The 24906-nt window shown below is 61.7% G+C and carries 23 protein-coding genes and 2 pseudogenes; 9 read left to right on the top strand and 16 right to left on the bottom strand.

Annotated features, from left to right (window positions below; translation table 11 throughout):
- Positions 1–39 precede the first annotated feature (39 nt).
- From EN850_RS29320 to EN850_RS29295, 6 genes are all read right to left on the bottom strand, one after another.
- A complete protein-coding gene (locus EN850_RS29320) occupies positions 40–1011 on the bottom strand; it encodes an oligopeptide/dipeptide ABC transporter ATP-binding protein (RefSeq protein WP_136092773.1) in 972 nt (323 codons plus the stop codon).
- Complete coding sequence (locus EN850_RS29315) at positions 1008–2027, bottom strand: ABC transporter ATP-binding protein (RefSeq protein WP_136092772.1); 1020 nt, start codon at positions 2025–2027, stop codon at positions 1008–1010. The genes EN850_RS29320 and EN850_RS29315 overlap by 4 nt, the downstream gene beginning before the upstream one ends.
- Positions 2028–2031: 4 nt before the next feature.
- A complete protein-coding gene (locus EN850_RS29310; protein WP_210237994.1) occupies positions 2032–3225 on the bottom strand; it encodes an amidohydrolase family protein in 1194 nt (397 codons plus the stop codon).
- Between the two features lie 14 nt (positions 3226–3239).
- The gene (locus EN850_RS29305; protein WP_136092770.1) at positions 3240–4196 is read right to left on the bottom strand and encodes an ABC transporter permease; all 957 of its coding nucleotides are present in this window, start codon (positions 4194–4196) and stop codon (positions 3240–3242) included.
- A complete protein-coding gene (locus EN850_RS29300) occupies positions 4186–5178 on the bottom strand; it encodes an ABC transporter permease (RefSeq protein ID WP_136092769.1) in 993 nt (330 codons plus the stop codon). Before EN850_RS29300 ends, EN850_RS29305 begins: the two co-directional genes overlap by 11 nt.
- A 96-nt stretch (positions 5179–5274) precedes the next feature.
- Complete coding sequence (locus EN850_RS29295) at positions 5275–6855, bottom strand: ABC transporter substrate-binding protein (RefSeq protein WP_136092768.1); 1581 nt, start codon at positions 6853–6855, stop codon at positions 5275–5277.
- 254 nt (positions 6856–7109) lie between these two features.
- Between EN850_RS29295 and EN850_RS29290 the strand changes: the two genes are divergently transcribed.
- From EN850_RS29290 to EN850_RS29275, 4 genes and pseudogenes are all read left to right on the top strand, one after another.
- A complete protein-coding gene (locus tag EN850_RS29290; RefSeq protein ID WP_136092767.1) occupies positions 7110–7835 on the top strand; it encodes a GntR family transcriptional regulator in 726 nt (241 codons plus the stop codon).
- A 99-nt stretch (positions 7836–7934) separates the two neighbouring features.
- The gene (locus EN850_RS29285) at positions 7935–8591 is read left to right on the top strand and encodes a flavin reductase family protein (protein ID WP_136092766.1); all 657 of its coding nucleotides are present in this window, start codon (positions 7935–7937) and stop codon (positions 8589–8591) included.
- Positions 8592–8613: 22 nt separating this feature from the next.
- The gene (locus EN850_RS29280; RefSeq protein WP_136092765.1) at positions 8614–10098 is read left to right on the top strand and encodes an amidohydrolase family protein; all 1485 of its coding nucleotides are present in this window, start codon (positions 8614–8616) and stop codon (positions 10096–10098) included.
- Positions 10099–10619: 521 nt separating this feature from the next.
- Positions 10620–10928: pseudogene (locus tag EN850_RS29275) on the top strand (conjugal transfer protein TraG); the annotation flags it as partial.
- Between the two features lie 189 nt (positions 10929–11117).
- Here EN850_RS29275 and EN850_RS29270 read toward each other — a convergent pair.
- Positions 11118–11231, bottom strand: a pseudogene (locus tag EN850_RS29270) (aldehyde dehydrogenase family protein); the annotation flags it as partial.
- 427 nt (positions 11232–11658) lie between these two features.
- Between EN850_RS29270 and EN850_RS29265 the strand changes: the two are divergent.
- Positions 11659–14082 (top strand): phosphoketolase family protein, encoded by a 2424-nt coding sequence (locus EN850_RS29265; RefSeq protein WP_136092764.1) that lies wholly within the window; start codon positions 11659–11661, stop codon positions 14080–14082.
- A 51-nt stretch (positions 14083–14133) separates the two neighbouring features.
- The gene (locus tag EN850_RS29260) at positions 14134–15300 is read left to right on the top strand and encodes an acetate/propionate family kinase (RefSeq protein ID WP_136092763.1); all 1167 of its coding nucleotides are present in this window, start codon (positions 14134–14136) and stop codon (positions 15298–15300) included.
- 39 nt (positions 15301–15339) lie between these two features.
- On the opposite strand, the gene EN850_RS29255 is transcribed toward EN850_RS29260, so the two are convergent.
- Both EN850_RS29255 and EN850_RS29250 read right to left on the bottom strand, forming a co-directional pair.
- Entirely contained in the window at positions 15340–15855 is a 516-nt protein-coding gene (locus tag EN850_RS29255) for a GNAT family N-acetyltransferase (protein ID WP_136092762.1), read from the bottom strand.
- Positions 15856–15907: 52 nt separating this feature from the next.
- Positions 15908–16555 (bottom strand): helix-turn-helix domain-containing protein, encoded by a 648-nt coding sequence (locus tag EN850_RS29250; RefSeq protein WP_136092778.1) that lies wholly within the window; start codon positions 16553–16555, stop codon positions 15908–15910.
- A 331-nt stretch (positions 16556–16886) separates the two neighbouring features.
- On the opposite strand from EN850_RS29250, the gene EN850_RS29245 reads away from it, so the two are divergent.
- Entirely contained in the window at positions 16887–17315 is a 429-nt protein-coding gene (locus EN850_RS29245; RefSeq protein ID WP_245464307.1) for a plastocyanin/azurin family copper-binding protein, read from the top strand.
- A 123-nt stretch (positions 17316–17438) separates the two neighbouring features.
- Here EN850_RS29245 and EN850_RS29240 read toward each other — a convergent pair whose 3' ends face one another.
- Together EN850_RS29240 and EN850_RS29235 are read right to left on the bottom strand one after the other, a co-directional pair.
- The gene (locus EN850_RS29240; RefSeq protein ID WP_127277208.1) at positions 17439–17969 is read right to left on the bottom strand and encodes a cytochrome b/b6 domain-containing protein; all 531 of its coding nucleotides are present in this window, start codon (positions 17967–17969) and stop codon (positions 17439–17441) included.
- A 43-nt stretch (positions 17970–18012) separates the two neighbouring features.
- A complete protein-coding gene (locus EN850_RS29235; protein WP_189343527.1) occupies positions 18013–18291 on the bottom strand; it encodes a PepSY domain-containing protein in 279 nt (92 codons plus the stop codon).
- Between the two features lie 306 nt (positions 18292–18597).
- Here EN850_RS29235 and EN850_RS29230 point away from each other — a divergent pair, with 306 nt between their 5' ends.
- Together EN850_RS29230 and EN850_RS29225 are read left to right on the top strand one after the other, a co-directional pair.
- A complete protein-coding gene (locus tag EN850_RS29230) occupies positions 18598–19044 on the top strand; it encodes a sulfocyanin-like copper-binding protein (RefSeq protein WP_245520798.1) in 447 nt (148 codons plus the stop codon).
- 151 nt (positions 19045–19195) lie between these two features.
- A complete protein-coding gene (locus EN850_RS29225; RefSeq protein ID WP_136092761.1) occupies positions 19196–20179 on the top strand; it encodes a zinc-dependent alcohol dehydrogenase family protein in 984 nt (327 codons plus the stop codon).
- Between the two features lie 30 nt (positions 20180–20209).
- On the opposite strand, the gene EN850_RS29220 is transcribed toward EN850_RS29225, so the two are convergent.
- The 5 genes from EN850_RS29220 to EN850_RS29200 all read right to left on the bottom strand — a co-directional run bounded on the left by EN850_RS29220 (position 20210) and on the right by EN850_RS29200 (position 24903).
- Positions 20210–20800, bottom strand: a complete 591-nt coding sequence (locus EN850_RS29220; RefSeq protein ID WP_135861776.1) for an NAD(P)H-dependent oxidoreductase — start codon at positions 20798–20800, stop codon at positions 20210–20212.
- A gap of 32 nt (positions 20801–20832) precedes the next feature.
- Complete coding sequence (locus EN850_RS29215) at positions 20833–21219, bottom strand: hypothetical protein (RefSeq protein WP_127871016.1); 387 nt, start codon at positions 21217–21219, stop codon at positions 20833–20835.
- An 85-nt stretch (positions 21220–21304) separates the two neighbouring features.
- Positions 21305–22558, bottom strand: coding sequence for an MgtC/SapB family protein (locus EN850_RS29210; RefSeq protein ID WP_136092760.1), 1254 nt, complete (start codon positions 22556–22558; stop codon positions 21305–21307).
- A 13-nt stretch (positions 22559–22571) separates the two neighbouring features.
- On the bottom strand, positions 22572–23021 hold the full coding sequence (gene trxC / locus EN850_RS29205; RefSeq protein WP_136092777.1) for a thioredoxin TrxC: 450 nt from the start codon (positions 23019–23021) through the stop codon (positions 22572–22574).
- A 28-nt stretch (positions 23022–23049) separates the two neighbouring features.
- Positions 23050–24903, bottom strand: coding sequence for a heavy metal translocating P-type ATPase (locus EN850_RS29200; RefSeq protein WP_136092759.1), 1854 nt, complete (start codon positions 24901–24903; stop codon positions 23050–23052).
- Positions 24904–24906: the final 3 nt, after the last annotated feature.

Below are 24906 nucleotides of genomic sequence, written 5' to 3'. Positions count from 1 at the left end.
TGATCCCGACTGCTTTGATCCTGCTCAACGCGCATCGCGCTAGAGGGTCGCATGATGGCAGCGCACCAACGTGCCGCCGACAGGGCGGGATTCGGGTGCGTCAGTCCGGCAGGTATCGGTGGCCAGCGGACAGCGCGGATTGTAGGCGCAGCCAGGCGGCGGATCGATCGGGCTCGGCAGGTCGACTGTCGCCGGCACGCGATCGCGGTTTGGGCGATCTAGATTGGGCACGGTATCGAGCAGGAAGCGCGTATAGGGATGTTGCGGCCGTTCGAAGATTTCATCGGTTGCGGCTTCCTCCACGATCCGGCCGAGATACATGACGGCGACACGGTCCGACACGTGCCTCACAGCCGCCAGATTGTGGCTGATGAACAAATAGGTGAGGCCGAGTTCACGCTGCAGGTCTTTGAGCAGATTGAGGATCTGCGCCTGCACCGACACATCGAGAGCCGAGGTCGGCTCGTCACAGACCAGAAACTCCGGTTCGGCAGCCAATGCCCGGGCGATAGAGATGCGCTGGCGCTGGCCACCGGAGAATTCGTGCGGATAGCGGTTGGAATCCTGACCGGAAAGGCCGACCGTCTCCAGCAATTGTCTGACGCGTGTCTGCGTCTCCGCGCCCGAGGGGCGCAAACCCATTTGTTTGATTGGCTCGGCGATGATGGCGCCGACGCGCCAACGCGGATTGAGGCTGGCGAAGGGGTCCTGGAAGATCATCTGGGTGCGCACCAAACCATCGCGACCGCTGCCGTTCGCAAACGAAAGCGTGCCGCGCGTCGGCTGATACAGTCCGACCACCAGGCGCGCCAATGTCGATTTCCCACAGCCGGATTCGCCGACGATCGAAAACGTGGTGCCGCGCGGGATCACAAAACTCAGGCCGTCGACCGCCTTGAGCGTGCGTTGCGGTTTGCGCATCACCGTACGGTCGAACCACGACGGCGAAACGTCGAAGAAACAGGCGACATCGTCGACGCGCAGCGCCGGTTTGGCGAGCAAGTTTGTCATGCTGCCTCCACGGCATCGCCGGCGGCAAGGTTCCAGCAGGCTGCCATGCCCGGGCCATTCGCCAGCAAGGGCGGCAGAGCGCTGCGGCAGCGCGTATCCGCCAGAACGCAGCGCGGATGGAAAGCACAGCCGGGCGGCATGGAATTCAGACGCGGCATCGCGCCGTCAATCTGGACGAGACGCTCGTGACGCGTCACCAGGCTCGGGATCGAGCCGATCAATCCGCGCGTGTAGGGATGTTGCGGCCGGCGGATGATGTCATCGACCGGCCCGATTTCGACGATGCGCCCGGCATACATTACCGCCACGCGGTCGGCGGCTTCCGCGATCACGCCCATGTCGTGGGTAACCAGCATCACGGCGGTTCCCCTGTCGCGGCAGATGCGTTTCAGCAGCGCGGTGATCTGTGCCTGGATCGAGACATCCAGAGCCGTGGTCGGCTCATCGGCGACGACGAGGTCCGGTTCGCCGGCGAGCGCCAGCGCGATCACCACGCGCTGGCGCATCCCACCTGAAAACTGGTGCGGATATTGCCGGAGCCGCAATTCCGCCGAAGGGATGCCGACCTCGTTCAGCAGATCGATAACGCGCCTGATGGCCTCGGCCCGCGACAACGGCAGGTGGCAGCGTATCGTCTCGACCAACTGGTCACCTACGGTAAGGAGCGGGTTGAGCGAAGTCAGCGGGTCCTGGAAGATCGCACCGATGGTCTTGCCGCGCAGCGCCATCATCTCGCGTTTCGGCAGATTGTCGATGCGGCGGCCGCCGACGCGGATTTCACCGCCGGCGATGCGACCCGGCGGCTCCAGCAGGCCGATGACGGCAGCACCGGTGAGCGATTTTCCCGCTCCGGATTCGCCGACGATGCCCAGGATTTCGCCACGCCCGACAGTGATGGACACGCCACGGATCGCCGTCAGCACGCCACGGCGCGTCGGGAACTCCACGACAAGATCGCGAATGTCGAGCACCGGCCCGGTGTCCGGCCCGTCGTTGGGAAGCGGCGCGGCGCGCATCTCTCTACTCCGTCGCGAAAAGTGCCGCGTCATCGCGGGCAACAACTTTGCCGCGCTTCATGACCAGCGGCCGGTTTCGACGCGAAACCACGGCCTCGGCCAGCGTCTCGCCTTCGATCAGGACAAGGTCGGCCACGTCTCCGATGCCGAGCCCGTAGCCTTCGATCCCCATCACGGTGGCACCACCCGTCGTGACCACTTCGACGGCGCGACGAAGATCCGCGTCGCGGTCGAGGTCGTTGCGCATGCCAAGGAAAATAGCGCGCTCCAGCATGTCGGCATTGCCATAGGGGCTCCAGCAGTCACGGATGCCGTCGGAGCCGGAACAGACCGTTATGCCCGCGTCGAGCGTGCGGATCAGCGGCGGGCATGGATAGCCGGCCGGCCCGGTGGTCATGATGGCGATGCCGGCTTCGGCCAGTTGTTCGAGCAACCGGCCAACGGCAAGGTAATCATTGTGGCCAAGGCAGAAGGCGTGGCTCACGGTCACCTTGCCGCTCATCGCATGAGCGCGTGTCCGGTCGATGATAAGCCGCATCGAGAATGCGCCGAGTTCGCCAAGCTCGTGCAGATGGATGTCGATCGGCTTGCCGTGCTTTTCCGCAAGACCGAAAACCACGTCGAGATGATTTTTCGGGTCGAGGTCCATCGAACAGGGGTCGAGTCCGCCGACGACTTCGGCGCCAAGCGCCAGCGCCTCGTCCATCAGTTCTTTCGTGCCCTGCCGGATCAGCATACCCGACTGTGGGAAGGCGACGATCTCGAGGTCGATGACATCGGCGTATTTTTCGCGTGTCTCCATGACGCCGAGCACGCCCTTCAGACCATGTTCGGTGTCGATGTCGACATGGCTGCGGATGTGGGTCGTGCCATGCGCGACCGACAGCGCAACCTGCCTTGCCGATTGACGCGCCGGGTCGAGGCCAAGCCGGCTCTTCGAATCGCGCTCGTTGGTGATCTTCTCGACCAGGGTCGAGCCGACATTATTCGGGTGCCACGCCATACCGTAGAGCGTCTTGTCGAGATGGGTGTGCGCTTCGACGAAGCCCGGCAGCAGGATTGCGCCAGCGCCGTCGATGACTTTCGCGTCGTTCCAGACCGTTGCCGGTCCGAGCCCCGTGATACGGCCGGCGGCGATCGTCACGTCGATTGCCGCGCCACCCCAGGGCCGCACATTCTTCACGATGGTGGTTTCGATCATGGTCGGGCCTTTCAACGAAGTTTCGGATTGAGGGCGTCGCGCAGCCAGTCGCCAAGCAGGTTGACGGCAAGAATGATCAGGCTGAGCTGCAGCGCCGGGAAAAGTACCACCCACCAGCTTCCCGAGAAGAAGTACTGGTTGCCGATGCGGATAAGCGTGCCGAGGGAAGGCTGCGTGACTGGCATGCCTACGCCCAGAAAGGACAGGGTCGCCTCGGCGAGGATGGCAAGGCCGAGATTGAGCGTCGCCGTCACCAGCACCGCCGTCATCACGTTTGGCAAGATGTGAGAGATCATGATCTTGCTGGAAGGCAACTGGAGGATACGGGCCGCAAGCACGTATTCCTTGCGTGCCTCCACCATTGTCGAGGCGCGCACGATGCGAGCGTATTGCACCCAGGATGTGATGGCTATCGAGGCGGTCAGGATGACCGGCGTGAAGGCATCGCGCAGCGAAATGGGCAGCAATTGGCGAAAGATCGCGCTGACCAGTATGGCGACGAGCAGCGTCGGGATCGACAGGACCAGATCGCCGACGCGCATCAGGAAATTGTCGATACGACCGCCAATATAGCCGGATGTGAGTCCCACGGTAATGCCGATGAGCACCGAGACGATGACACTGGCAAAGCCGATCATCAGCGAGATTCGCGAGCCGTATAGGATGGCGGAAAAGATGTCGCGCCCTTGCACGTCGGTGCCGAGCAGGTATGGCGCTTCACCGCCGGCCGACCAGATCGGCGGCAGTTCGGCTTTGTCGAGGTAGAGCTGTGTCAAATCATAGGGGTTCTGCGGCGACAACAGCGGTGCGGCTATCGCCGTCAGCGCAATGACAAGAAGCACCAGCGCCGCGATGACCGCTGACGGGGTGTGGAAGAAGCCATGAGCAAGGTCGCCATCGAGAAAGGCCTTCAGGCGTGCAAATCGCCGCGTGCCGGGCGTTTTCGAAGTCTGCGTTTCAACGGACATGGCCACCCCCTCCGCCTCCCGCCTGCCGCAAGCGCGGATCGACGGCGAGATAGACGAAATCGACAATCGTGTTCAGTGTGATGAAGATGACGGAGACGATCATCAGATAGGCCGCCATCACCGGAATATCGATGAACATGACGGCCTGCACGAACAGCAGGCCCATGCCCGGCCACTGAAAGACGGTTTCGGTCACCAGCGCGAAGGCGATCAGGTCACCGATCATCATCCCGGTCATGGTGACCACCGGCATCATGCAGTTCTTCAACGCGTGACGGAAATGCACGCTGCGGTCGGGCAGGCCGCGTGCCCGGGCGAATTTGATGTAATCGGTCCGCAGGACCTCGAGCATTTCGGCGGTGACGAGCCGCATGATGAAGGAGATCTGGAACAGCGCCAGCGAAATGCTCGGCATGATCAGCGCGAGCCGTCCCGACGGCGTCAGCAGTCCGGTCGACCAGGTGCCGAATTGCACGACTTCGCCTCGGCCGAAGGCGGGCAACCAGCCAAGCTGGACCGAAAACACAAGGATGAGCACGATGCCGATGACAAACGCCGGCACCGAGATGCCGATCATGGAGACCATGCGAGCCATGCGGGCCGCCAGGTTCTTCGGGTTGATCGCGGCAAACACACCAAGCGGAATGCCGACAAGCAGCGCCAACACGGTCGACACCATGACAAGCTCAAAAGTTGCCGGGAAGCGCTCGGCGATCAGCGACATCACCTCTCGCTGATTGCGGAAGGAGACGCCGAAATCACCGTGCAGCGCGCGAACGACAAAGGTGAAGAACTGCATGATGACCGGGTGGTCGAGGCCAAGCCGGATACGCAATGCATCGCGATCGCCTTGGGTCGCCTGGGAGTTCAGCATGAGCTGCACCGGGTCACCCAGGAACTGGAAGATCATGAAGGCGATGAAAGCGACCACGAGCATGACCAAGGCCGCATTGCCGATGCGCTTGACGATGATGGCGAGCATGACTGCCGTCTCCTGACGCGGTTTGGGCAACTCCGGGCAGAGCCCGGAGTTTTTCTATGCAGGATCCATGCCGGATTCCCGGCGAAAAGCTTCAGGTCACTTCATCTTGGTCAGCCAGAAGCGCGGCTTGTTGTCGGTGAGCTGGACGACGCTCGCGATCTTCGGACCCATCGCCCATGCCATTGGCTGCTGGTGCAGCGGCAGGAAGGCGATGTCGTCCTTGACCTTCGTCAGTGCCTGCGTCTGGAATCCGAGGCGCTTTTCACGATCCAATTCCTTGCCGGCGCTGTCGATCAACGCATCGACGTCGGGATACTTCCATCCACCCCAGTTGAACACGCCCGAAGTGCCGACTTTGGAGTGGACGACCTGCACGAGGATCGAGAAACTGTCGATCATCGGCTCGTTGGCCCAGCCGAGAATGCCGACATCGAACTTTCCGCTCTCGAATTTTGCCGTCTGCAGGCTGGTCGGCGCGACGTCGAGATTCGCCTTCAGGCCGACGCGGGCCCACATGGACGAGACCGCCTGGCAGATTTCCTCCTCGTTGACGTAACCGTCATTCTCGCAGACGAAGGAGAAGGAGAAGCCATTGGGATACCCGGCTTCCGCAAGCAGTTTCTTAGCGGCATCCGGATCGTAGGGCAGGCGCGAGTCCAGCGCGTCGACATAACCTGGAATGGCCGGCGCGATAAGCGAACCGGTGTTGCGGGACAGTCCGCGCATCACCTTCTTTTGCAAGGCATCGATGTCGATCGACTGGTACATGGCCTGCCGGACCTTGATGTCGTTCATCGGATTCTTGTCCGTGACATCCGAGGCGATCGTCTTGTCGGTGCGGTTGAAGAGAAAGAACACGGTCCGCAGTTCATTGCTCGCCAGCACCTTGATGTCAGGCGATGCCTGCAGACGAGGAATGTCCTGCAGCGGCGCGGAGTTGGTGAAGTCGATCTCGCCCGACAGAAGGGCGGCCACCCGTGTCGCCGAAGATGCGATCGGGGTGAAGATGATCTTGTCGATGTTGTGCTTGGGCTTGTCCCACCAGTCCTTGTTGACCTCGAACACGGTCTCGGCGTCTGGCTTGCGCGACACGATCTTGAAGGGACCGGTGCCGTTTGCATGTGACGTCGCATATCCCTCGACACCCTTGCCCACATCCGTCGGCGCTTCGGCGTGATTGGCGACCAGCCATTCCTTGTCGAAGATGACGATATTGGTGAGATCGTTGAGCAGCAGCGGATAGTTCGGCGTCGTGTTGATCTCAACCGTATGGTCGTCGATCTTGGTCGCACCCTTGTAGGCAGGCAGGTTGCCGCGCAGTGGTGACGCCGGATCGCTGACACGGGTCAGCGAGGCTATCACGTCGTCGGCCGTGAACGGCGCGCCGTTGTGGAATTTCACCCCCTCGCGCAGGTGAAAGCGCCAGACCGTCGGCGACACGACTTCCCATGACGTAGCGAGCGCCGGCGCGATCTGCAGCTTCTCGTCGTAGCGCACCAGCCCTTCATAGACGTGGTTCAGCACAGCAATGGTGAAGGTGTCACCATACGAATAGGGATCGAGCGAAACGACGTCGCGCTGCGCACCCCATTTCAGCACGTTTTCGGCGGCTGCCGAGAAGGTCGTCAGCGTCAGTGCCACCACTGCGGCGACCGAAGTCCTCAAAAGCGATTTCATGCGAGCCTCTCCATTTGATCCAGAACTTTTTCGGTTCACGAATTCCATTGATGCCAATCTGCTTGGCGCTTCCCTCGATTGCACTCGCTTTAGGCAGCTTATGATTATTAATTATGCAATCTGTATTCACTTGATTTACGATAGTGTATACTGTTTAATGATGCAAGAGAAAACATTTTTGGTTCGCTTCTGTCCAGACATCGAGAAAACCATGATTGACACCCGCTCATGCCAAGTTGATAAATCGGCCCGCCATGACCCTTCAGAAATCCCTGCCAACCAAGCGCCCCAGCCGTGCCGGCAATCTCGCCGACGGCGTCTATCAGGCGCTGCGGCGCGCGATCATCGAGCAGGCGTTGGCGCCTGGAACGAAGCTCCCCGAGGATTCGGTCGGCGAGAGTTTCGGGGTCAGCCGTACGGTGGTGCGCAGCGTTCTTGGCCGGCTGACGGTCGAAGGCCTTGTTTCGCAACAGCCGAACAAGCGTGCGACCGTGGCCTCGCCAAGCATCAGCGAGGGGCGCGGGGTCTTTCAGGTAAGGCGCGGCCTGGAGCGGACGGTGATCGAAACGCTTGCGGGTCGCTTGACATCGGCGCAGACGGAGACATTGCGTGCCCATGTCGCGGCCGAGGAGCGGGCACAGGGTCGCGACGGGCCGGAATCGATCCGCTTGGCCGGCGAGTTCCACACCTTGCTGGCGGAGATGACGGGAAACGAACTCCTCATCCGCTACGTGGCGGAAGTGGCCTCGCGCTGCTCGCTGATACTGGCGCTTTATGGCCGGCCGCATTCCTCGGAGTGCGCGGTCAACGAACACCAGATGATCATCGACGCACTGGTACGCGGCGACGAAGCGACGGCCGTGAGGATCATGGACGAACACCTGATGGCGGTCGCGACCCGCGGTCTGCTCGACCTCAAGCCGGTGCGCGAACGCGACCTGAAGGACCTCCTTTCCGACTACAGGGCGGCGGCGAAGTAGACAAAGCGCCAGGCGCGCTTGCCAGCATGTTGCGCATGCATGCCGGACGGCCGGGCTTCGCCCTTGCCGCCACCTCCCTCCCGTGCCGTGAGAATCGCGATGACAGCTGAGACGACGTTCGATTTCACGCGTCTTACAGAACGCGAGAAATACAAGATCCTCATCGGTGCCGTGGTGCCGCGGCCGATCGCACTGGTAACCACCGTCGACACCGAAGGGCGCGTCAATGCCGCGCCCGTCAGTTTCTTCAATTGCCTTTCCGCGGAGCCGGCGATCCTCGCGCTCGGGGTCGAGAACCACGACGACATGTCCTTCAAGGACACGGCGTGGAACGTCAGGGCGACCGGCGTGTTCACTGTCAACATCGTATCGAGCGCCATGCTGGACGCCATGAACGTCTGTGCCGTGCCGTTTGCCCCAAATGTCGACGAACTCGCCGAGGCAGGACTGACGGCCATTGCCGGAACGAAAATCGCGGCGCCCCGCATCGCCGAATCGCCGGCTGCGTTCGAATGCCGGCGCCATATGACGCTCGGCCTCGGAAATTCGCGCGAGATCATACTGGGCGAAGTCGTCGCGGCCCACATCCGCTCCGACATCATCAACCAGCGCCTGCATATCGATCCGATGGGTCTCGACGCCATCGGCCGCATGGGCGGCCATGGCTATTCCCTATCGCGCGAAACCTTCGACCTTCCGACCATGAGCGTCGCGCAATGGGAACAGCGTAAACGCATGCCAGGGGCCGCCGAATGAGATGGATGAGGAGAGCGCTGCCATGACTTCGCCCAGCAAACGCATACTGATGACCGCCGACTGGGTCGTAGGCCATGAAGACGGCCGGCACACTCTGCTGCCCGGCGGGCAAATTGTCTACCAAGGCGCAACGATCCTGTTTGTCGGCCACGATTTTTCGGGTGAGGTCGACGAGCGCGTGGACTGCGGGCAGGCGCTGATCGCGCCGGGGTTCATCGATCTCGACGCGCTGTCCGATCTCGATACGACGATCCTGTCATTCGACAACCACCCGGCCTGGGCCAAAGGCCGTGTCTGGCCGAAAACCTACATGGATGCCGGCCCTTACGAGATGTACTCGCCTGAGGAGTTGGTGTTCCAGAAGCGCCACGCCTTTGCGCGGCTTATTCGAAACGGCGTCACGACCGCCCTGCCGATCGCTTCGCTCTACTACCGCCAATGGGGCGAGACAGTGGAGGAGTTCGAGGGCGCGGCCGACGCGGCGGCGGATCTTGGACTGCGCGTCTATCTCGGCCCCGCCTACCGCACCGGCAATCCATTCATCGTCGAAGAAGGCAAGGTCGAGCTTTTCTTCGACGAGCCGCGTGGCCTTGCGGGGCTGGATGACGCGGTCACGTTCTGCGAGCGGCTCGAGGGCCGGAACGGAGGCCTTGTCCGCACCATGCTGGCGCCCGACCGCATCGAGACCTGCACCGCCGAACTTCTGCGGCGCACCGCCGCCGCCGGCCGCGATCTGGACGTGCCTGTCCGGCTGCATTGCTGCCAGGGCGGCTTCGAGCGCGAGACCGTGCGCCGCCTGCACGGCATGACTTCGGTCGAATGGCTGCAAAGCCTCGATTTCCTGACCGAGAAAACACTGCTGCCGCATGGCACGTTCGTTAGTCCATCGCGCTTTGTGCGGGAGCCCGGCCGTGATCTCGACATCATCGCGGAAAACGGTTCGATCATCGTGCATTGCCCGCTGGTCGCCGCGCGCTTCGGCGACGGTCTTGAAAGCTTCAAGACATACCGCAAGCGCGGCCTTCGCATCGGACTGGGCACCGACACGTCCCCACCGGACATGCTCCTCAACATGCAGACAGGCCTGATGGTCTGCCGCTTCGTCGAAGGCGAGGCGCAGGCCTGCCGGGCCGAAGACTATTTCGATGCCGCCACATTGGGTGGCGCGGATGCGCTCGGGCGTGCCGATCTCGGCCGGCTTGCACCCAGCTGCCGCGCCGACATGGTGGTATGGGACCTCTCCAACCCCGATCTCGGCCAGGTGATCGACCCCATCCAGACCCTGATGATTTCGGGCTCCGGACGCGATGCGCGAACGGTGGTCATTGACGGGCGGATGGTGATGCGTGACCGCGAGATTCCAACCATGGATTACGCCGCCGAGACCGCGCGCGCGCAGCGCCAGTTCAACACGCTAATGGCCAAGTACCCGGAGCGGACGCTCGGCAATCCCCCGACCGATGAAATCTTTTCGTCAGCCTACCGGGTGATCCCGAGGGCACCGTAACGCTGCGGCAAAGGATTGCTTCCTGGGTGCGCAACGCGCTCTACGCCTTTCTTGCAGCGTGATTTTCTCGCAGCCTTTGACGAGTAAATTTTTTAGGGAAGGCTGCATCTGGTCGACTAGGTGCTTATCGTCTGCCCGAGACGACAAACGGCAAGTCGGCTGGCTAATCTCATCTCTATGAATGGCCATAAATTTTGGCGCGGGGCTGGTCCAAGTTTCGAGAATGCAGGCGCGCCTCGGTCAAACCAAGTTCGCTTTCGGGTGACGGTGCCATCGATCCAAATGGCAGATGTTAGGCGCGAAGCCGCCATGCGCTTCGGGGAAGAAAAACATCGGCTTCGGGTCAGGAGATTGACATCGCGCTTATACGCCGAACGCATTGATCGCCAATCAAGGCCCTGCACCGCACCAGGCAAGTCTCTGCACCTCCCGGCTACGCTGCGTTCTGCCAATCGAGTCTTGCATATTCGGAAATTCAACATTTTCTATCTGCTCCCAAATGCTCAGTCAGGGAGACAGAGGTGCCAGCGACAAGGATATTGTGGGGCCAAGTCGTTACCGTCCTTCTGATCGTCCTTTTTTCCACTTGGTGCGCGACTCAGTGGATGGCATGGCGGCTCGGCTTCCAGCCGCAACTCGGCTCGCCATGGTTCGAGCTTGCGGGCCAATCCGTCTATCCGCCTCCCGCATTTTTCTGGTGGTGGTTTTTCTACGACGCCTATGCACCAGAGATTTTCCTGGAGGGTGGGCTGATCGCGGTGAGTGGCAGCTTCATTGCGATCGCTGTGGCCATCGGGATGTCGGTGTGGCGGGCACGGGAGGCGAAGAACGAGTCCAATCTGATATATCAATCCGAGCTATTGAGGATCAATGGTTTGGCAAAATGAATTCAATGATGGAATTCAAGAATCGTCTGTTTTGAGCCCCTGCCCCGATTTTCCGAAACGAGCGGCCCGCCTGATATCTGACAAAAAAGGCGGTGGGCATCACCGGCCGCCGCCGGCACTGGGGGATTTCGGTCAGGACCAGGGCAGCGAAAATGTCTTCACATTGGTGTAGCTCTTCATCGCTTCGATGACGCCTTCCTAGTAGCCATTGCCCGAATCCTTGATGCCGCCGAAGGGCGACATCTCTCGTCCACAGCCGAGCGGGCGACGCGATCAATCGTTCTGGCATAACCCGGCCGAGAGCCGCCGATCCAGGCCGCAGAATGAAGATGGCGGCATCGCGCCGCGGGGCTGGACGTCGTTCGATCCTGGGCCGCCAACAGACACCTGGACAATCTTAGGCAGATGTCGTGACAGCGCAGATTTTGGCTGTGGGTTGCGTCGAACCGGCCGACCCCGCTCTCTCGCCTTTTTTGCGGTGGATCAAAGCGTGCGCGATCCAGCGCTACTACTGATGTCACGAACAGCAGTTATCGCAAGTCCTTAGGTGCCGGTGGCCGGTTGACTGTGAACCAAACAGCGCGGGAAGCGTTTGTGTCCATTCACTGCAGATCGATGGCACAGGCGCATGTCGCGGTACGGCGAGATGCACCAAGAGGCAATGGAGCCAGACATGACCCAATACACCTCTCTACTTGCCCAATCGAGCCAGCCTTCCGAGCATGAATTGCAGGACATCGATGCCTATTGGCGTGCTGCCAACTATCTGACGATTGGCCAGATCTACCTGCTCGACAATCCGCTGCTGCGCGAGCCGTTGCGGCTGGAGCACGTCAAGCCGCGTCTCCTCGGCCACTGGGGAACGTCGCCCGGCTTAAGCTTCATCTATGCGCACCTCAATCGCGCGATCCGGCTCAGGGACGCGAATGTGATCTATGTCTGCGGCCCCGGCCATGGCGGCCCGGCAATGGTGGCGAATACCTATCTGGAGGGCACCTACAGCGAGCTCAATCCCGACATCGCGATGGACGAGCAGGGGATGCGCAAGCTGTTCCGGCAGTTTTCGTTTCCCGGCGGTATCCCGAGCCATGCAGCACCAGATGTGCCCGGCTCGATCCATGAGGGTGGTGAGTTGGGCTATTCGCTGTCGCACGCCTATGGCGCCGCCTTTGACAATCCGGATCTCGTAGTCGCCTGTATCGTCGGTGACGGCGAGGCTGAAACGGGACCACTGGCAGCCGCGTGGCATTCCAACAAATTCCTCAACCCTGCGCGCGACGGGGCGGTGCTGCCGATCCTGCATCTGAACGGCTACAAGATCGCCAATCCAACCATTCTGGCTCGCATTCCCGAAGACGAATTGCGCGCGCTGTTTGCTGGCTACGGCTATGAGCCGCTGTTCGTGGAAGGCGACGAGCCGGCTCTGATGCATGAGCGGATGGCGAGCGTTCTCGACGATGCGTTTGATCAGATCCAGGCTATCCAGCATGCCGCACGCAACGGACCTGCGGCGACCGCGTCACGACCAAAATGGCCGATGATCGTGTTGCGCAGCCCCAAGGGCTGGACCGGCCCGAAAGAGGTCGACGGCCTGAAGACCGAGGGCTTCTGGCGCTCGCATCAGGTTCCCTTGTCAGGCCTTGCGGAAAACCCCGCGCATCTCAAGCTGCTCGAGGAATGGCTGAAAAGCTACCGGCCCGAGGAGCTGTTCGACGCTGCCGGCGCTCCTGTCGCCGCGATCCGTGCCACGGCACCCCAGGCAACGAAACGAATGAGTGCAAACCCGCACGCCAATGGCGGCCTGCTGCGCAGGTCTCTCGAACTGCCCGGGTTGCATGACCACGCCATTGCGCTCGAGCGCCCCGGCGCCATCAAGGCCGAGTCGACGCGGGCCATGGGCAGTTTCTTGCGAGATGTCATGCAGTTGAACGAGGCTTCGAAGAACTTCCGGATCGTCGGCCCTGACGAGACTGCCTCGAACCGCCTTCAGGACGTGTTTGAGGTGACCGAACGTGGCTGGATGGAAAAGATCCTGCGCGAAGACGTTCATCTGGGACGCGATGGCCGGGTTCTCGAAATCCTCTCTGAGCACACCTGCCAAGGTTGGCTGGAAGGCTACCTGCTTACCGGGCGCCATGGCCTGTTTTCCTGCTACGAGGCGTTTATCCACATCGTCGATTCCATGTTCAACCAGCATGCGAAATGGCTCGATGCCTGCCGCGATATCCCATGGCGGCGGCCGGTCGCATCACTGAACTATCTGCTGTCGAGCCATGTCTGGCATCAGGAACACAACGGTTTCAGCCATCAGGATCCCGGATTCATCGACGTCGCCCTCAACAAGAAGGCGGACATCGTGCGAGTCTACCTGCCACCGGACGCCAACACTTTGCTGTGCGTGACCGACCATGTGCTGCAGACCTGGAACCGCATCAACATCATCGTCGCCGGCAAGCCGCCATCTTGGCAGTGGCTGTCGATGGACAAGGCAATCGTTCACTGCAGGGCGGGGATCGGCGTCTGGGACTGGGCGTCAACGGACGATGGGGCTGAGCCCGACGTCGTGATGGCTTGCGCTGGCGACGTCCCGACCCTCGAAACGCTGGCCGCAGTGCAGATCCTTAGGCAACAGGCTCCTGATCTCAGGATCAGAGTGGTCAATGTTGTCGACCTGATGACCCTTCAGCCTAAGGAATATCATCCGCACGGCCTGTCGGACCGCGAGTTCGATTCGCTGTTCACCGCCGACAAGCCGGTGATCTTCGCCTATCACGGCTATCCCTGGACCATCCATCGCCTGACCTATCGACGCACCAACCACGACAACATCCATGTGCGCGGCTACAATGAGGAGGGCACGACCACGACGCCCTTCGACATGACGGTGCTGAACGGCCTTGACCGCTTTCATATCGTCCAAAGCGTCGTAGATTGGGTTCCACGACTGAAGAGCATGCGGGTCGGGGTTAAGCAGGCGATGGACAGCAAGCTGCTTGAACATCGAGCCTATATTCGCGCCCAAGGGCAGGATATGCCGGAAATCCTTGAGTGGAAGTGGGAACAGGATGCCGATGCGGGGCCGAGGCGTCCAGATTGAGCGGATGCCCGTTCGCAAGCGCAAGGAAACAGCAACATATAGGATGGCTTCATGACCGATGCGATCCTTGTCCTGAACGGCGGTTCTTCGAGCCTGAAGTTCGCCGTTTTCGAGCGACGCGGTGAGCTCCCGCTGCTGCTGCGCGGCAATGTCTCCTCTCTCGGTCAACAACCGCGGCTGCGAGTCGAGGCTGCGGCCGGCAGGTCAAAGATCGACAAGAGCTTGGGCGAAGCTCCGATCGGTATGGGCAAGGCGTTCGCGGCGGTTGCATTCGTGCTCGCCGAAAACGATCTCCTGCGCCGCATCGACAGGGTAGGACACAGGATCGTTCACGGTGGGCGTGACTTCACCGAAGCGACGCCGCTCGACGAACGCACGCTCAAAGCACTGCGCCTGCTGGAGCCGCTGGCGCCCATCCACCAGCGGATCAATCTCGAGATTGTCGCGCTGGCCGCTGAAATCTTGCCGCAGGCCCTCCAGGTCGGTTGCTTTGACACGGCGTTTCATTCGACCAGACCGGAGCTCGCCAAAATCTACGGGCTGCCGTGCGCGATGACTGACGCGGGCATCGTTTCCTACGGCTTTCATGGGCTGTCCTACAGTCACATCGCTGCGAAGCTGCGTGACCGATACGGCGCGCACGCCGGCGGTCGGGCGATCGTTGCCCATCTCGGCAGTGGCGCCAGCCTGTGCGCGATGGCCGCCGGACGAAGCATCGCCACGACGATGGGGTTTTCGACGCTCGACGGCCTGGTGATGAGCACGCGCTGTGGCGCGCTCGACCCGGGGATTATCCTTCACTTGCTGCAGGAACGGCGACTGTCTGGAGACGAAATGGTCACGCTTCTCTACGAGCAATCGGGCCTGCTCGGAGTGTCTGGAATATCGGGTGATATGCGGACGTTGATCGCCTCGGACGATCCCGCCGCCGCCGAGGCTGTCGCGCTCTTCGTTTATCGGATCGGACGTGAGATTGGATCGCTGGCCGCTGCCATGGGAGGACTGGACACGCTGGTGTTCACGGCTGGCATCGGCGAAAACGCGCCGTTGGTCCGGGAGAGGATTTGCGGTGCCGCTGCCTGGCTTGGAGTCGATCTCGACGAGAAGCGAAACCGAGAGGGCGAGGAACTGGCCAGCAACGCGACTTCCCGCGTCGATGTCCTTGTCATTCCTGCGGATGAAGAATGCGCTGTGGCCGCGGAGATGCTCGTCTTTTGACCTGCCGCGCCCACAACGGCCCGGAAGGGGCCAAGGCAGCTAAGCGGCTGATCGCGCCCCCAACTCCCGTCGAACCAGGACCAGCGTCGCATCGTCGGGATCGGTCGTGACGGTGAAGCCCATGTCGCGCTCGACCTCGATCGCGGCACGGTTCTCGCGGCTCTCGATCGACTCGATCGCTTCCAGGCCGAGGTCTTCGGCATAGTTCGCGATATAAGCGAGCAACTCCCAACCAACGCCCAGATGCTTGCGATCCGCACGAATGCAGATCGCGACCTCACCGTTTCGATCGGCGGCATCGCTTGCCAGCGTTGCAACCGCGATCAGCATTCCGTCGGTGGAGAAGGCTAGAAAATTATGGATGTGGGCGTCGTCTGAACGCGTCATCGCGACCAGCCGTTCATGCGAGACCTCCTTCACAGCGCCGAGAAAGCGAAAGCGCAGGTCGTCCGGGCTCACATGGGTGAAGAACTCGGCCAGCGTTGGCTCATCTTCAGGGTACGCGCGGCGCACTTCGAAGCGAAATCCGGTGTGGGTGGTAAGTGTATGGTGCATGACAACAGGGTCCTGATCTGAGGCTGACGTTACGCTGTCTGCTTGGGAGGGCTCATACGCCCATGGTCTGCAACACATCCTGCTTGAGGATTTCGACGCTGCGCAGGTTGAGCAGGCGGATCACGCCCTTATCCTTCAGCCGGGTGAAAACCCGCGACACGGTCTCGATAGTGAGTCCGAGATAGTCGCCGATGTCCATGCGCGACATCGGCAGCTCCACCTGCCGCAATCCACCTTGCCGCTCCATCATGTCGACCAGGAAGGCGGCGACACGTTCGATGGCGTTCTGACGACCGAGGACAAGGAGGTGCTCCTGCGCCCTCGTCAGGCCCTTGAGTGCCAGGGGAAGCAACTGATGGGACAAGTCCGCTCCAGCGCTGAAGCGGAAGGCGCGTACCCCGGTGGCATTGATCGCTTCGGCGAAGAAATGATGCGTCGTGTCGCCTTCGAAGCCGAACGTCTCTCCGGCGAGGTGGAAGGCGCTAATCTGCCGGCGGCCGTCCGCGAGCAGGCGATAGATGCGTACGGCGCCGAATTCGACCTGGTAGAAAGCGCCAGCCTTCTCGCCTTGAGCATAAATCTCCGAACCGGCGGGAAAGAAGCTGACCGGCTGTTGCGTTTCCGAGTCGAGGGCCACTGGCAGGCTTGGCTGAGCAGAATGCGACGGCAATGAAATTCTGGAGGCGGTGTAAGCGTGCATGGCTGTTGTCCAGGTTGTTTCGCGACACAGCAATCGCGCGAATCCGCGGGTCGCGAAATTCGGTTTTGTCCCTACGGGTAACTACCTAGGCACGCGCCGGCCCGCTCATGTCCAGAGCAGATTCGATGCGCCGGCTTGGCGCGAGGGTGTCGCCTCTTCCGGCCCTGTCTCCATTGTCAGCCTGTTGTCAGCTTGGCCGCGCTAGCCCGGCGCTGCGACCGGAAATGATTCTTCAAAACCATCGGCTGCGGGGTCGCCGCACGCGATCAGGAGCAATTCTAACATGCAGTTTTTCAAGTCCGGACTGGTCTTGGTCCTCTTGACGGCGTCGGTGCCAGCCTTCGCCAACACGACCGTCAACGTAAAGCTTTGGGACAAGGACGGTGCCGTGAACCCGGACGCCAAGATGGGGATGGGCATGCCGGCAAACATGAGCATGGCGACGATGGCCATCAAGCTGGACAAGACCGTCGTACCCGCGGGCGAGGTTACCTTCAAAGTCAGCAATACGTCCAAGGACACGGTTCACGAAATGATCGTCGTGCCGGCCGCGGATGCGAAAAAGACCGCATTGCCGTATGTGAAAAATGAAAATCGCGTCAACGAGGATGCGGCCGGCCATCTCGGCGAGGTTTCCGAACTCGATCCAGGCAAAACCGGATCGCTGACCCTGGACCTCAAGCCGGGCAGCTATGCCGTTTTTTGCAATATCCCCGGTCATTTCATGAATGGAATGTGGGCAACGATCCTGGTCAAGTAGACGGTGATCCAACGCTGCAACCCGCCCGCCAAAAGGCGCGGCGGGTTGCTGTTCATTGCTTCCCCGATCGAGACCGCTACCGCTTGCGCCCGATACGGCGCCGGGTTGATGATTGGCCGATCGTCAAGCGATGTCCGCCGGTTCGGCGCTGCGTTTTCGTCCGGTGATCATGGCTCGGACCAGGTTTTCGCGGTGGCGAAAGCTTGCCAGGGCGACACCGCCAATATGAAGCAAGACGAGGAGCAACAGGCCGTGCGCCGCCAGGCTATGTGCGGCTTCGACCCAGGGCACACCGAAATAGGCGTCGGTCGTCATCAGCCAGCCGGTAAGAGCGGTTGAAGCCATCGCCGCGATCAAGACGATCACCATCGCGCCGCCAGCCGGATTGTGGCCGATATATCGGGCCTCGCGGCCGCTCAGTATTGCCGAGAGATAACGCGCGACAGTCGCCGGATCACGCACGAATTGGGAGAACCGCGCATAGCGGGTACCAAGAACACCCCACAGAAGCCTTATGCCGATGAGGGCGGCGGCGGCGTATCCGGCCCAGTGGTGGATACCCTCCGAGGAATGGGAGGTGAGCCAGGCCGTGACGAAGCTGAGCACCAATGCCCAATGGAAACTCCGCACGGCCCGATCCCAGACGCGCACCATCGGCGGCGATGGGTGCGCGCCTGCTGCTGCCGGAACGTTCTGATCAATTTTCGCCGGCTTCGGCATTGTCGAGCTTTTCAAGGGTCTCGGCATTGTAGGCCAGATTGACCTTTTTGCCCGCCTTGTCGACCGCGTAGACCTCATAGCAGCCCTTCTCGACCTTGATCTGCCGCACGGTGAGGCCTTCGCCAGTCAATTGTGCTTCCAGTGTTGCCTTGGGCTTGAATTGCGATTTTGGGGCGGTGCTGCAGCTGCCGCCGGCGGCGAGCGCCGGTCCCGCGATCATGCCTGCCAAAGCGGCGAAAACGAGTGTGCGATACATGATGACTCCATTCGGAAGGTTGGGCGCCGATGTTGCGCCCGCAGGTGAATCTTCGATCGTCCAGACGGCGATTCTCACCGCCATTGGAGCGAAATAATCAATTCAAGCTGACAACTGGCTGACAATTGTATCATCGGTACCGATCGGGGCCGCGCCGATCAATTTGATCTGGCGCAAGGACGGCGGGTGACGTCGTGAGCAGGATGACGGCCGGATGTAGAGCACTTCTGCTGCCCACCCGGAAAGAGGATCGCCATGAAAACCGTATTGAGGAAAGCAACATTTGGGCTTGCTGCTGCAATGCTCATGGCTAGCCACGCCGGCGCCGCCCAGGCTGACGCGCTCGTCCAGGTTTCGCTCTGGGACAAGGGCGCGAGCACGGAGATGCCGATGGGTCTTGCGTATGCAGCGCCGGGCCTCGATCTCGCCAAGGCGACCATGGGCATCAAGGCTTCGCCAAGTGTGGCAAAGGCCGGAGAGGTCACATTCAATGTGAAGAATGACTCCAAGGACACCGTCCACGAAATGATCGTGATGCACCTTGCCGATCCCGGCAAGCCGCTTCCTTACCTTGAAGCCGAGAACCGCGTCGACGAAGACAAGGCTGGCGACAAGGGCGAAGTTTCGGAGCTTGATCCGGGAAAATCAGGCACGTTGACCGTCGAGCTGAAGGCTGGAAAATACCTGCTTATCTGCAACGTGCCAGGTCACTATGGAGCCGGCATGTGGGCCGAATTCACCGTCGAGCCATAGATAATGAAGCAGGCAGCCGCCTGGCCGGAACCTGTGACTGCCGCAGTTTTCGAAAGCCTGCCGGGATCGCCGGCCTTGTCGGTTTGGCCGCGCCACGGCGGAGGCTGGGCAGTCACGGCATTTGTTTTTCCGGGGCAACATGGAGCACGTCATGAGAGCGATGGTGCTCGAAAACATCGGCGTGCCATTGAAGCTGGTCGACAGGCCTGATCCCATAGCGAGACCCGGTGAGATCAGGTTGAGGATCGAGGCATGCGCTGTCTGCCGGACCGATCTGCATGTCATTGATGGCGATCTGCGTCATCCAAAACTGCCGCTCATTCCGGGTCACGAAATCGTCGGCACTATCGATTCCGTCGGCAAAGGCGTGGCGCGTTCCAGGATCGGGCGCAGGGTTGGCGTGCCTTGGCTTGGGCACACTTGCGGGCATTGTCCCTACTGTGTCGCGGAGAATGAAAATCTCTGCGATCAGCCAGATTTCACGGGTTATACACGCGATGGCGGCTTCGCCAGCCATGTCATTGCCGATGCGCAATTCGCCTTCGATCTGGACACGGATGCCGACCCCGTATCGCAGGCGCCGTTGCTTTGCGCTGGCCTGATCGGCTGGCGATGCCTGAAGAAGGCCGGTGACGGCAAGCGGCTTGGGATCTACGGCTTCGGTGCCGCTGCACATATCGTTGCGCAGATCGCAATCTGGCAGGGTCGTGACATCTTCGCTTTCACCCGGCCCGGCGACAGTGAAGCACAGGAATTCGCCCGCTCGCTCGGCGCGACGTGGGCGGGCGGGTCGGAGGAGCTTCCACCCAGGCAGCTCGATGCCGCGATCATCTTCGCTCCTGTGGGTGACCTGGTGCCGATCGCACTTGGTGCCGTGCGCAAGGGCGGCCGGGTGGTTTGCGGCGGCATCCACATGAGCGGCATTCCGGCGATGGCCTACGAGTTGCTCTGGGAAGAGCGTGAACTGGTGTCGGTTGCAAACCTGACGCGCCGCGACGCCGAAGAGTTCTTTCCCATTGCCAGGCGCGCTCGGGTGCACACGTACACCAAGGTCTACCCGCTGGAACAGGCCAATCAGGCATTGGACGATGTGAGGCAAGGCAGATTGAGCGGCGCCGCCGTCCTGGTGCCGTGATCGGCATTCAACGAGCGTTATGTGGGAGCGTTATCTGGCCCGTCCACCCAGTTCGCGCATATGCCGGATCCACTTCGCACGGGTCGCATCGCTGGCTCCAGCGACCATGCCGAACAAGGTCTCGCGTACCGGACTGATGCCGACAAATTGCAGAATGCTTCGCTTCAGGCCGGCGATGCCGTGTCCGAGGAACCATAGCCGATACACGACGGAAGGCATGCCCATCGTCACCACGACGCGCGCCGAGCGGCCACGAAGCAATGTCTTGGTGAAGCCGCCGCCCTTGTCCGGATAGGCAAAGGCCGTTCCCGGCCGCATGACCTGTTCCAGAAATGCCTTGAGTATGGCCGGCATGGTTCCAAGCCACAGCGGAAAGACAAAGACGACATGCTCAGCCCACACGATCGCCTCGGCTGCTTCTTTCAACTCATCGGGAACCGCACCATGCTCGAACTCCTGCATCGTCCGAAGCATCGGAAAATCGATTGCCCCCAGATCGACCCGGCGGACACCATGCCCTGCCTTTCCCGCGCCCTCGCCATAGGCGTCGGCAAGACCGCGGCAGAGCCGATCCGGGGACGGGTCTGGATGGCCGACCACTATCAGGATGCGTCGCGACATGGTCTACTCCCAGGGAGCCAGGCGTTGCCGCGTCATGGCCGCTCGACCCTTGCCACCTGGTAGGTGTGCATGGTGCCGTTGCGCTCGATCGACACATATTCACCGGTCACGAACCGTTCGTCGCCGAGATGAAAGCCGATTTCGTCATCGCGGTCGCCTTCGGCGTAGTCGAAATACCACTGCCCGCCGGGCTTGCGTCTCAGCCGGCCGATCAGATCCTCCTCGCCAGTCCGAAACCGGCGAACTCGACATGAGGCCCTGTGCGATTTCCATTCTTCGGCATCGATACGCCCTTCGCCGTTCAGCGGAGCCAGCACGTCGTAACCCTCTTCACGATCTCCTTCCGGGTGATCCTTCTCGCGGGCTAGCAGCAGCCGGACATGGCGGAATTTCGGGGTAAGGTCCTTCAAACTGGTCATGGCGAACTCCTTTTAAGGAGTTCCATAGAGCCGTAGCTGGGCCTGCCCCTTGATCCGCATCAAAGATGGCTCAAGAACCGCGCTTCTATCCCGGGCCAGGCAACAACATGGCGCCATAGCCGGCGGTCGCAGCGGTCAGGGTTGCGCCGGCCAGCGGCACCCAGAACCTGATCGGACCGGCAAATACCGCCAGTGACAGGCGGCCGATCGCATTTGCCTCCAGTGCCGCCAGCACAGCCTGACCGACAGTCTCGACGGGGACCGAATACTTGACCAGCCGCAAGGCACTGAGCACCGAGACGTCGACATCGAACGTGCCTGCCAGCGCTGAGGTAACCAGCAAGCCGCGGCTGCCGAATTGAGCTGCCAATCCAGCGCTTGCGGTCGCGACAAGCGCGAAGAGCAGCGCGAACAGCAACAGCGGACCCAGCTCGAATGGATTGCGCGCAATAGCGCTGCGTTCCTCATTCCCGCTGTCGCGAGTCATCAGCAATGCGCCGCAGACAGCGAAGGCGAGCGCGGCTGCCATCGCCGCTATAGCGACCGAAGCGAACACGCCTGGCTCTATGATCAGAATCACGGCGCAGACGCGGAGCACCGAAACCATTGCAGCCAGGGATGCCGCCCCGGCGAGCGGCAGTGGATTGCCGCCCGACGCGGCATTGCGGGCAAGCGCCAAGGTCACCGCTGTGGAAGAGACGATCGCACCGACGAGCGAACTGACCAGCAGCCCACGCGTATTTCCCAGAATGCGAACAGCAACGTAGCCGGCGAACGATATCGAGGCCATCAGCACCGTCAGGAACCAAACTTCCCAAGGATTGAAACCGCCCCACGGGTCCATCGTCCGGTTTGGCAACAGGGGTAAGACGATCGCCGTCATCACTGCCAGGATCAGCGCCGAACGCAGTTCGACCCAGGTCAGTCGCTTCAAAAGACCGTGCAGGACTTCTCGGCTGGCCAGGATTGCCGCCAGTGCCGCCCCGCCCGCAGCAGCAGCCCGATAATCGCCGGCTACGGAAAGCGCGCCAAGGGCGAAAACGCCCAGGCCTGCGATCACGCTCGTGACGCTGAAATCCTCGTCATGGGCAGCCTCACGCGCCTTGTACCAGGCAAAGATTGCCGCAAAGGCGATGAAGCCTCCGACGAGCACCGATACGGAGCCTAGTGCACTGGCCAGCGCCGCGAGCACGCCACCAAGCAGCCCGGATATGCCGAATGTCCGGATGCCAGCTGTGCGACTGCGGTCGGGCGCATCCCGCTCTTGCCAACCACGCTCCAAGCCGACAAGGAGACCTATTGCGAGGGCCAGTCCAAGCCGGGCGATGAGCGGATCCATTGGCGCGACGACTTCAGGCGGTCACCGTCGGCAGGCGGTCGCGAACCCACCTGACGATCTGGCCTGCCGTCATTGCGCCAGATGTGCGCGCGAGTTCGCGTCCGCCATGGAACAGAATCATGGTCGGGATGCCGCGAATGCCGAGCCTTGCCGCGACAGATTGCTCATTTTCGGAATTGAGTTTGATCAGGCGAACATGTGGCTCCAGTTCGTTTGCCGCCGCTTCATAGGCCGGCGCCATCATCTTGCAGGGGCCGCACCAAGGTGCCCAGATGTCGACGACAACGGGAATACTGCTTCGCGTAATCTGGTGATCGAACGTCTTGGCGTCGACGTCCGGGGGGTGACCTGAAAACAGTCTGGTCCGGCACTTTCCACATTTTGCCTCACTGGCATTTCGTGACGGCGGCAGGCGATTGACTCCGCCGCATTTGCTGCAAACCACCAGATTTTGCTGTGCCATGGCCATTCACCGAACTTGTTCTCGACCACTATGCGCGCCACAGATGTCCATCACCAAGGGTCCGCAAAGCATTCAGGATAACCGCCACGTCAATCCCTTCCTGAAGTAGCGCTCCGGCAACCGGCGTGATCTGCCCCATGGCCGCTGCGATCATTGCCAGCCCCGACAGCGCCAGTCCGGCAATGATGCTTTGCAAGGCGATCGATCGCGTTCGCCGTGCAATCCGGACGGCATCGGCGACAGGCAGCAGCCTGTCGGTCAGCACGATGACGTCCGCCGCCTCGGAAGAGGCCGTCGCCCCACGCGCGCCCATGGCGACGCCGACCGTCGCGGCGGCAAGGGCGGGTGCATCGTTGATGCCGTCGCCGACCATCATCGTCGGCGCCAAGGCTTTCTCGGCTGTGACCGTCGCGACTTTTTCGGCAGGGGTCGCATCGGCGACCAGGGCGTCGAGGTCGAGCCGGGCGGAGATGCGCTTGGCCGCCACGCCGTCGTCGCCTGTGAGCATGATCATGCGACCAATGCCAGCGGAGCGCAGCTTGCCGAGTGCATCATGCGCATCAACACGCAGGGCGTCGCCGAACGTGAAAACACCGGCAAGCTGCCCGCCGAGTGCTACAAAGACCCTGAGCACCGCCTCGTCCCGGTATTTTTCTTCGCCCCCTTTCGCCCAGTTGGGCAGGGGACTGTCGGCGAGCACAAGAGCCCGCGATCCGGAGGCGATCGCAATGTTCTCGACCCGGCCCTTCAGGCCTGCGCCGCGATGCTCGCGGACATCACGCGGATGCGAAAGCATCAGCTGTCTGCCGCGCGCCTCCCGGATGATCGAGTCGGCGAGCACATGGTGTGAGGCCTGTTCCAGGGATGCCAACAGCTGCAGCAGATGGTTCGCGTCAAGGCCGGGTGCGGCTTCGATTTCGATGAGCTCGGCGCCACCGATGGTCAAGGTCCCCGTCTTGTCGAAGATCGCGGTTCGGACTTGCGCTAGAGCCTCCAGCGCCGTGCTGCCTTTCATAAGGATGCCGGCACGCGCGGCACGCGAGACGCCGCCGATGAATGCAACGGGGGCAGCAAGGATGAGCGGGCAGGGCGTTGCGACGACCAGCACCGCAAGCGCTCTGATTGGGTCGCCGGAAACATACCAGGCGGCGCCGGAAACCAGCAGAGTGGCTGGCAGAAGGAACAGGGCAAACCGGTCGGCCATGCGAATGAATGGAGATTTCGCGGTCTGCGCTGCAGCGACCATGCGTACGATCGCGGCATAAGTGCTCTGCTCCGCAAGGGCAGAAGCCCGCATGCTGAAGGTCTCGCCCGCATTGACGGTGCCGCTGCGCAGCACATCCCCCGCGCGGCGCCGTTCCGGCAGGGGTTCTCCGCTCACTGCGGACTCGTCGAGAGAGGCCGAAGCATCAAGCAGGATGCCATCGACGGGGAGCAGTTCGCCGGCCCGGACCAGAATCTCGTCGCCGACATCAACGTCCTCGACGGAGATGGTTTCTGTCCCCAGCGTTGACGTTCGGTGGGCGACACGCGGCGATCGGTCGGTCAATGCCTTGAGGTTCCGTTCCGCGCGGCCGCGAGCGAAATCCTCAAGCACCGTGCCGCCCGCATACATAATCGCGACCACCACTGCCGCCAAGGGTTGGCCAAGAAACAGCGCGGCGGACATCAACACCAGCGCAATAGCATCGACACCGAAGCGGCCGATCCAGAAATCGCGCAGGATGGAGATGGCGAGAGCCGCTACCACGGGCAACGTCGCCACCGTCCAGATCGTGTCGGCCTCAAGGGGCCCGAGCCCGGTTCGCCACGCTCCGATCCCAACGGCGAGACCCAGGATGGCAATCACCAGCAATGCGCGTCGCAGGATGGACTCGTTCATGCG

Origin of the sequence: Mesorhizobium sp. M8A.F.Ca.ET.207.01.1.1 (assembly GCF_004794715.1) — a bacterium.
Lineage (GTDB): Bacteria > Pseudomonadota > Alphaproteobacteria > Rhizobiales > Rhizobiaceae > Mesorhizobium.
Note: the sequence above shows the minus strand (reverse complement) of the source record. Positions and strands in the feature narration are given on the sequence as shown.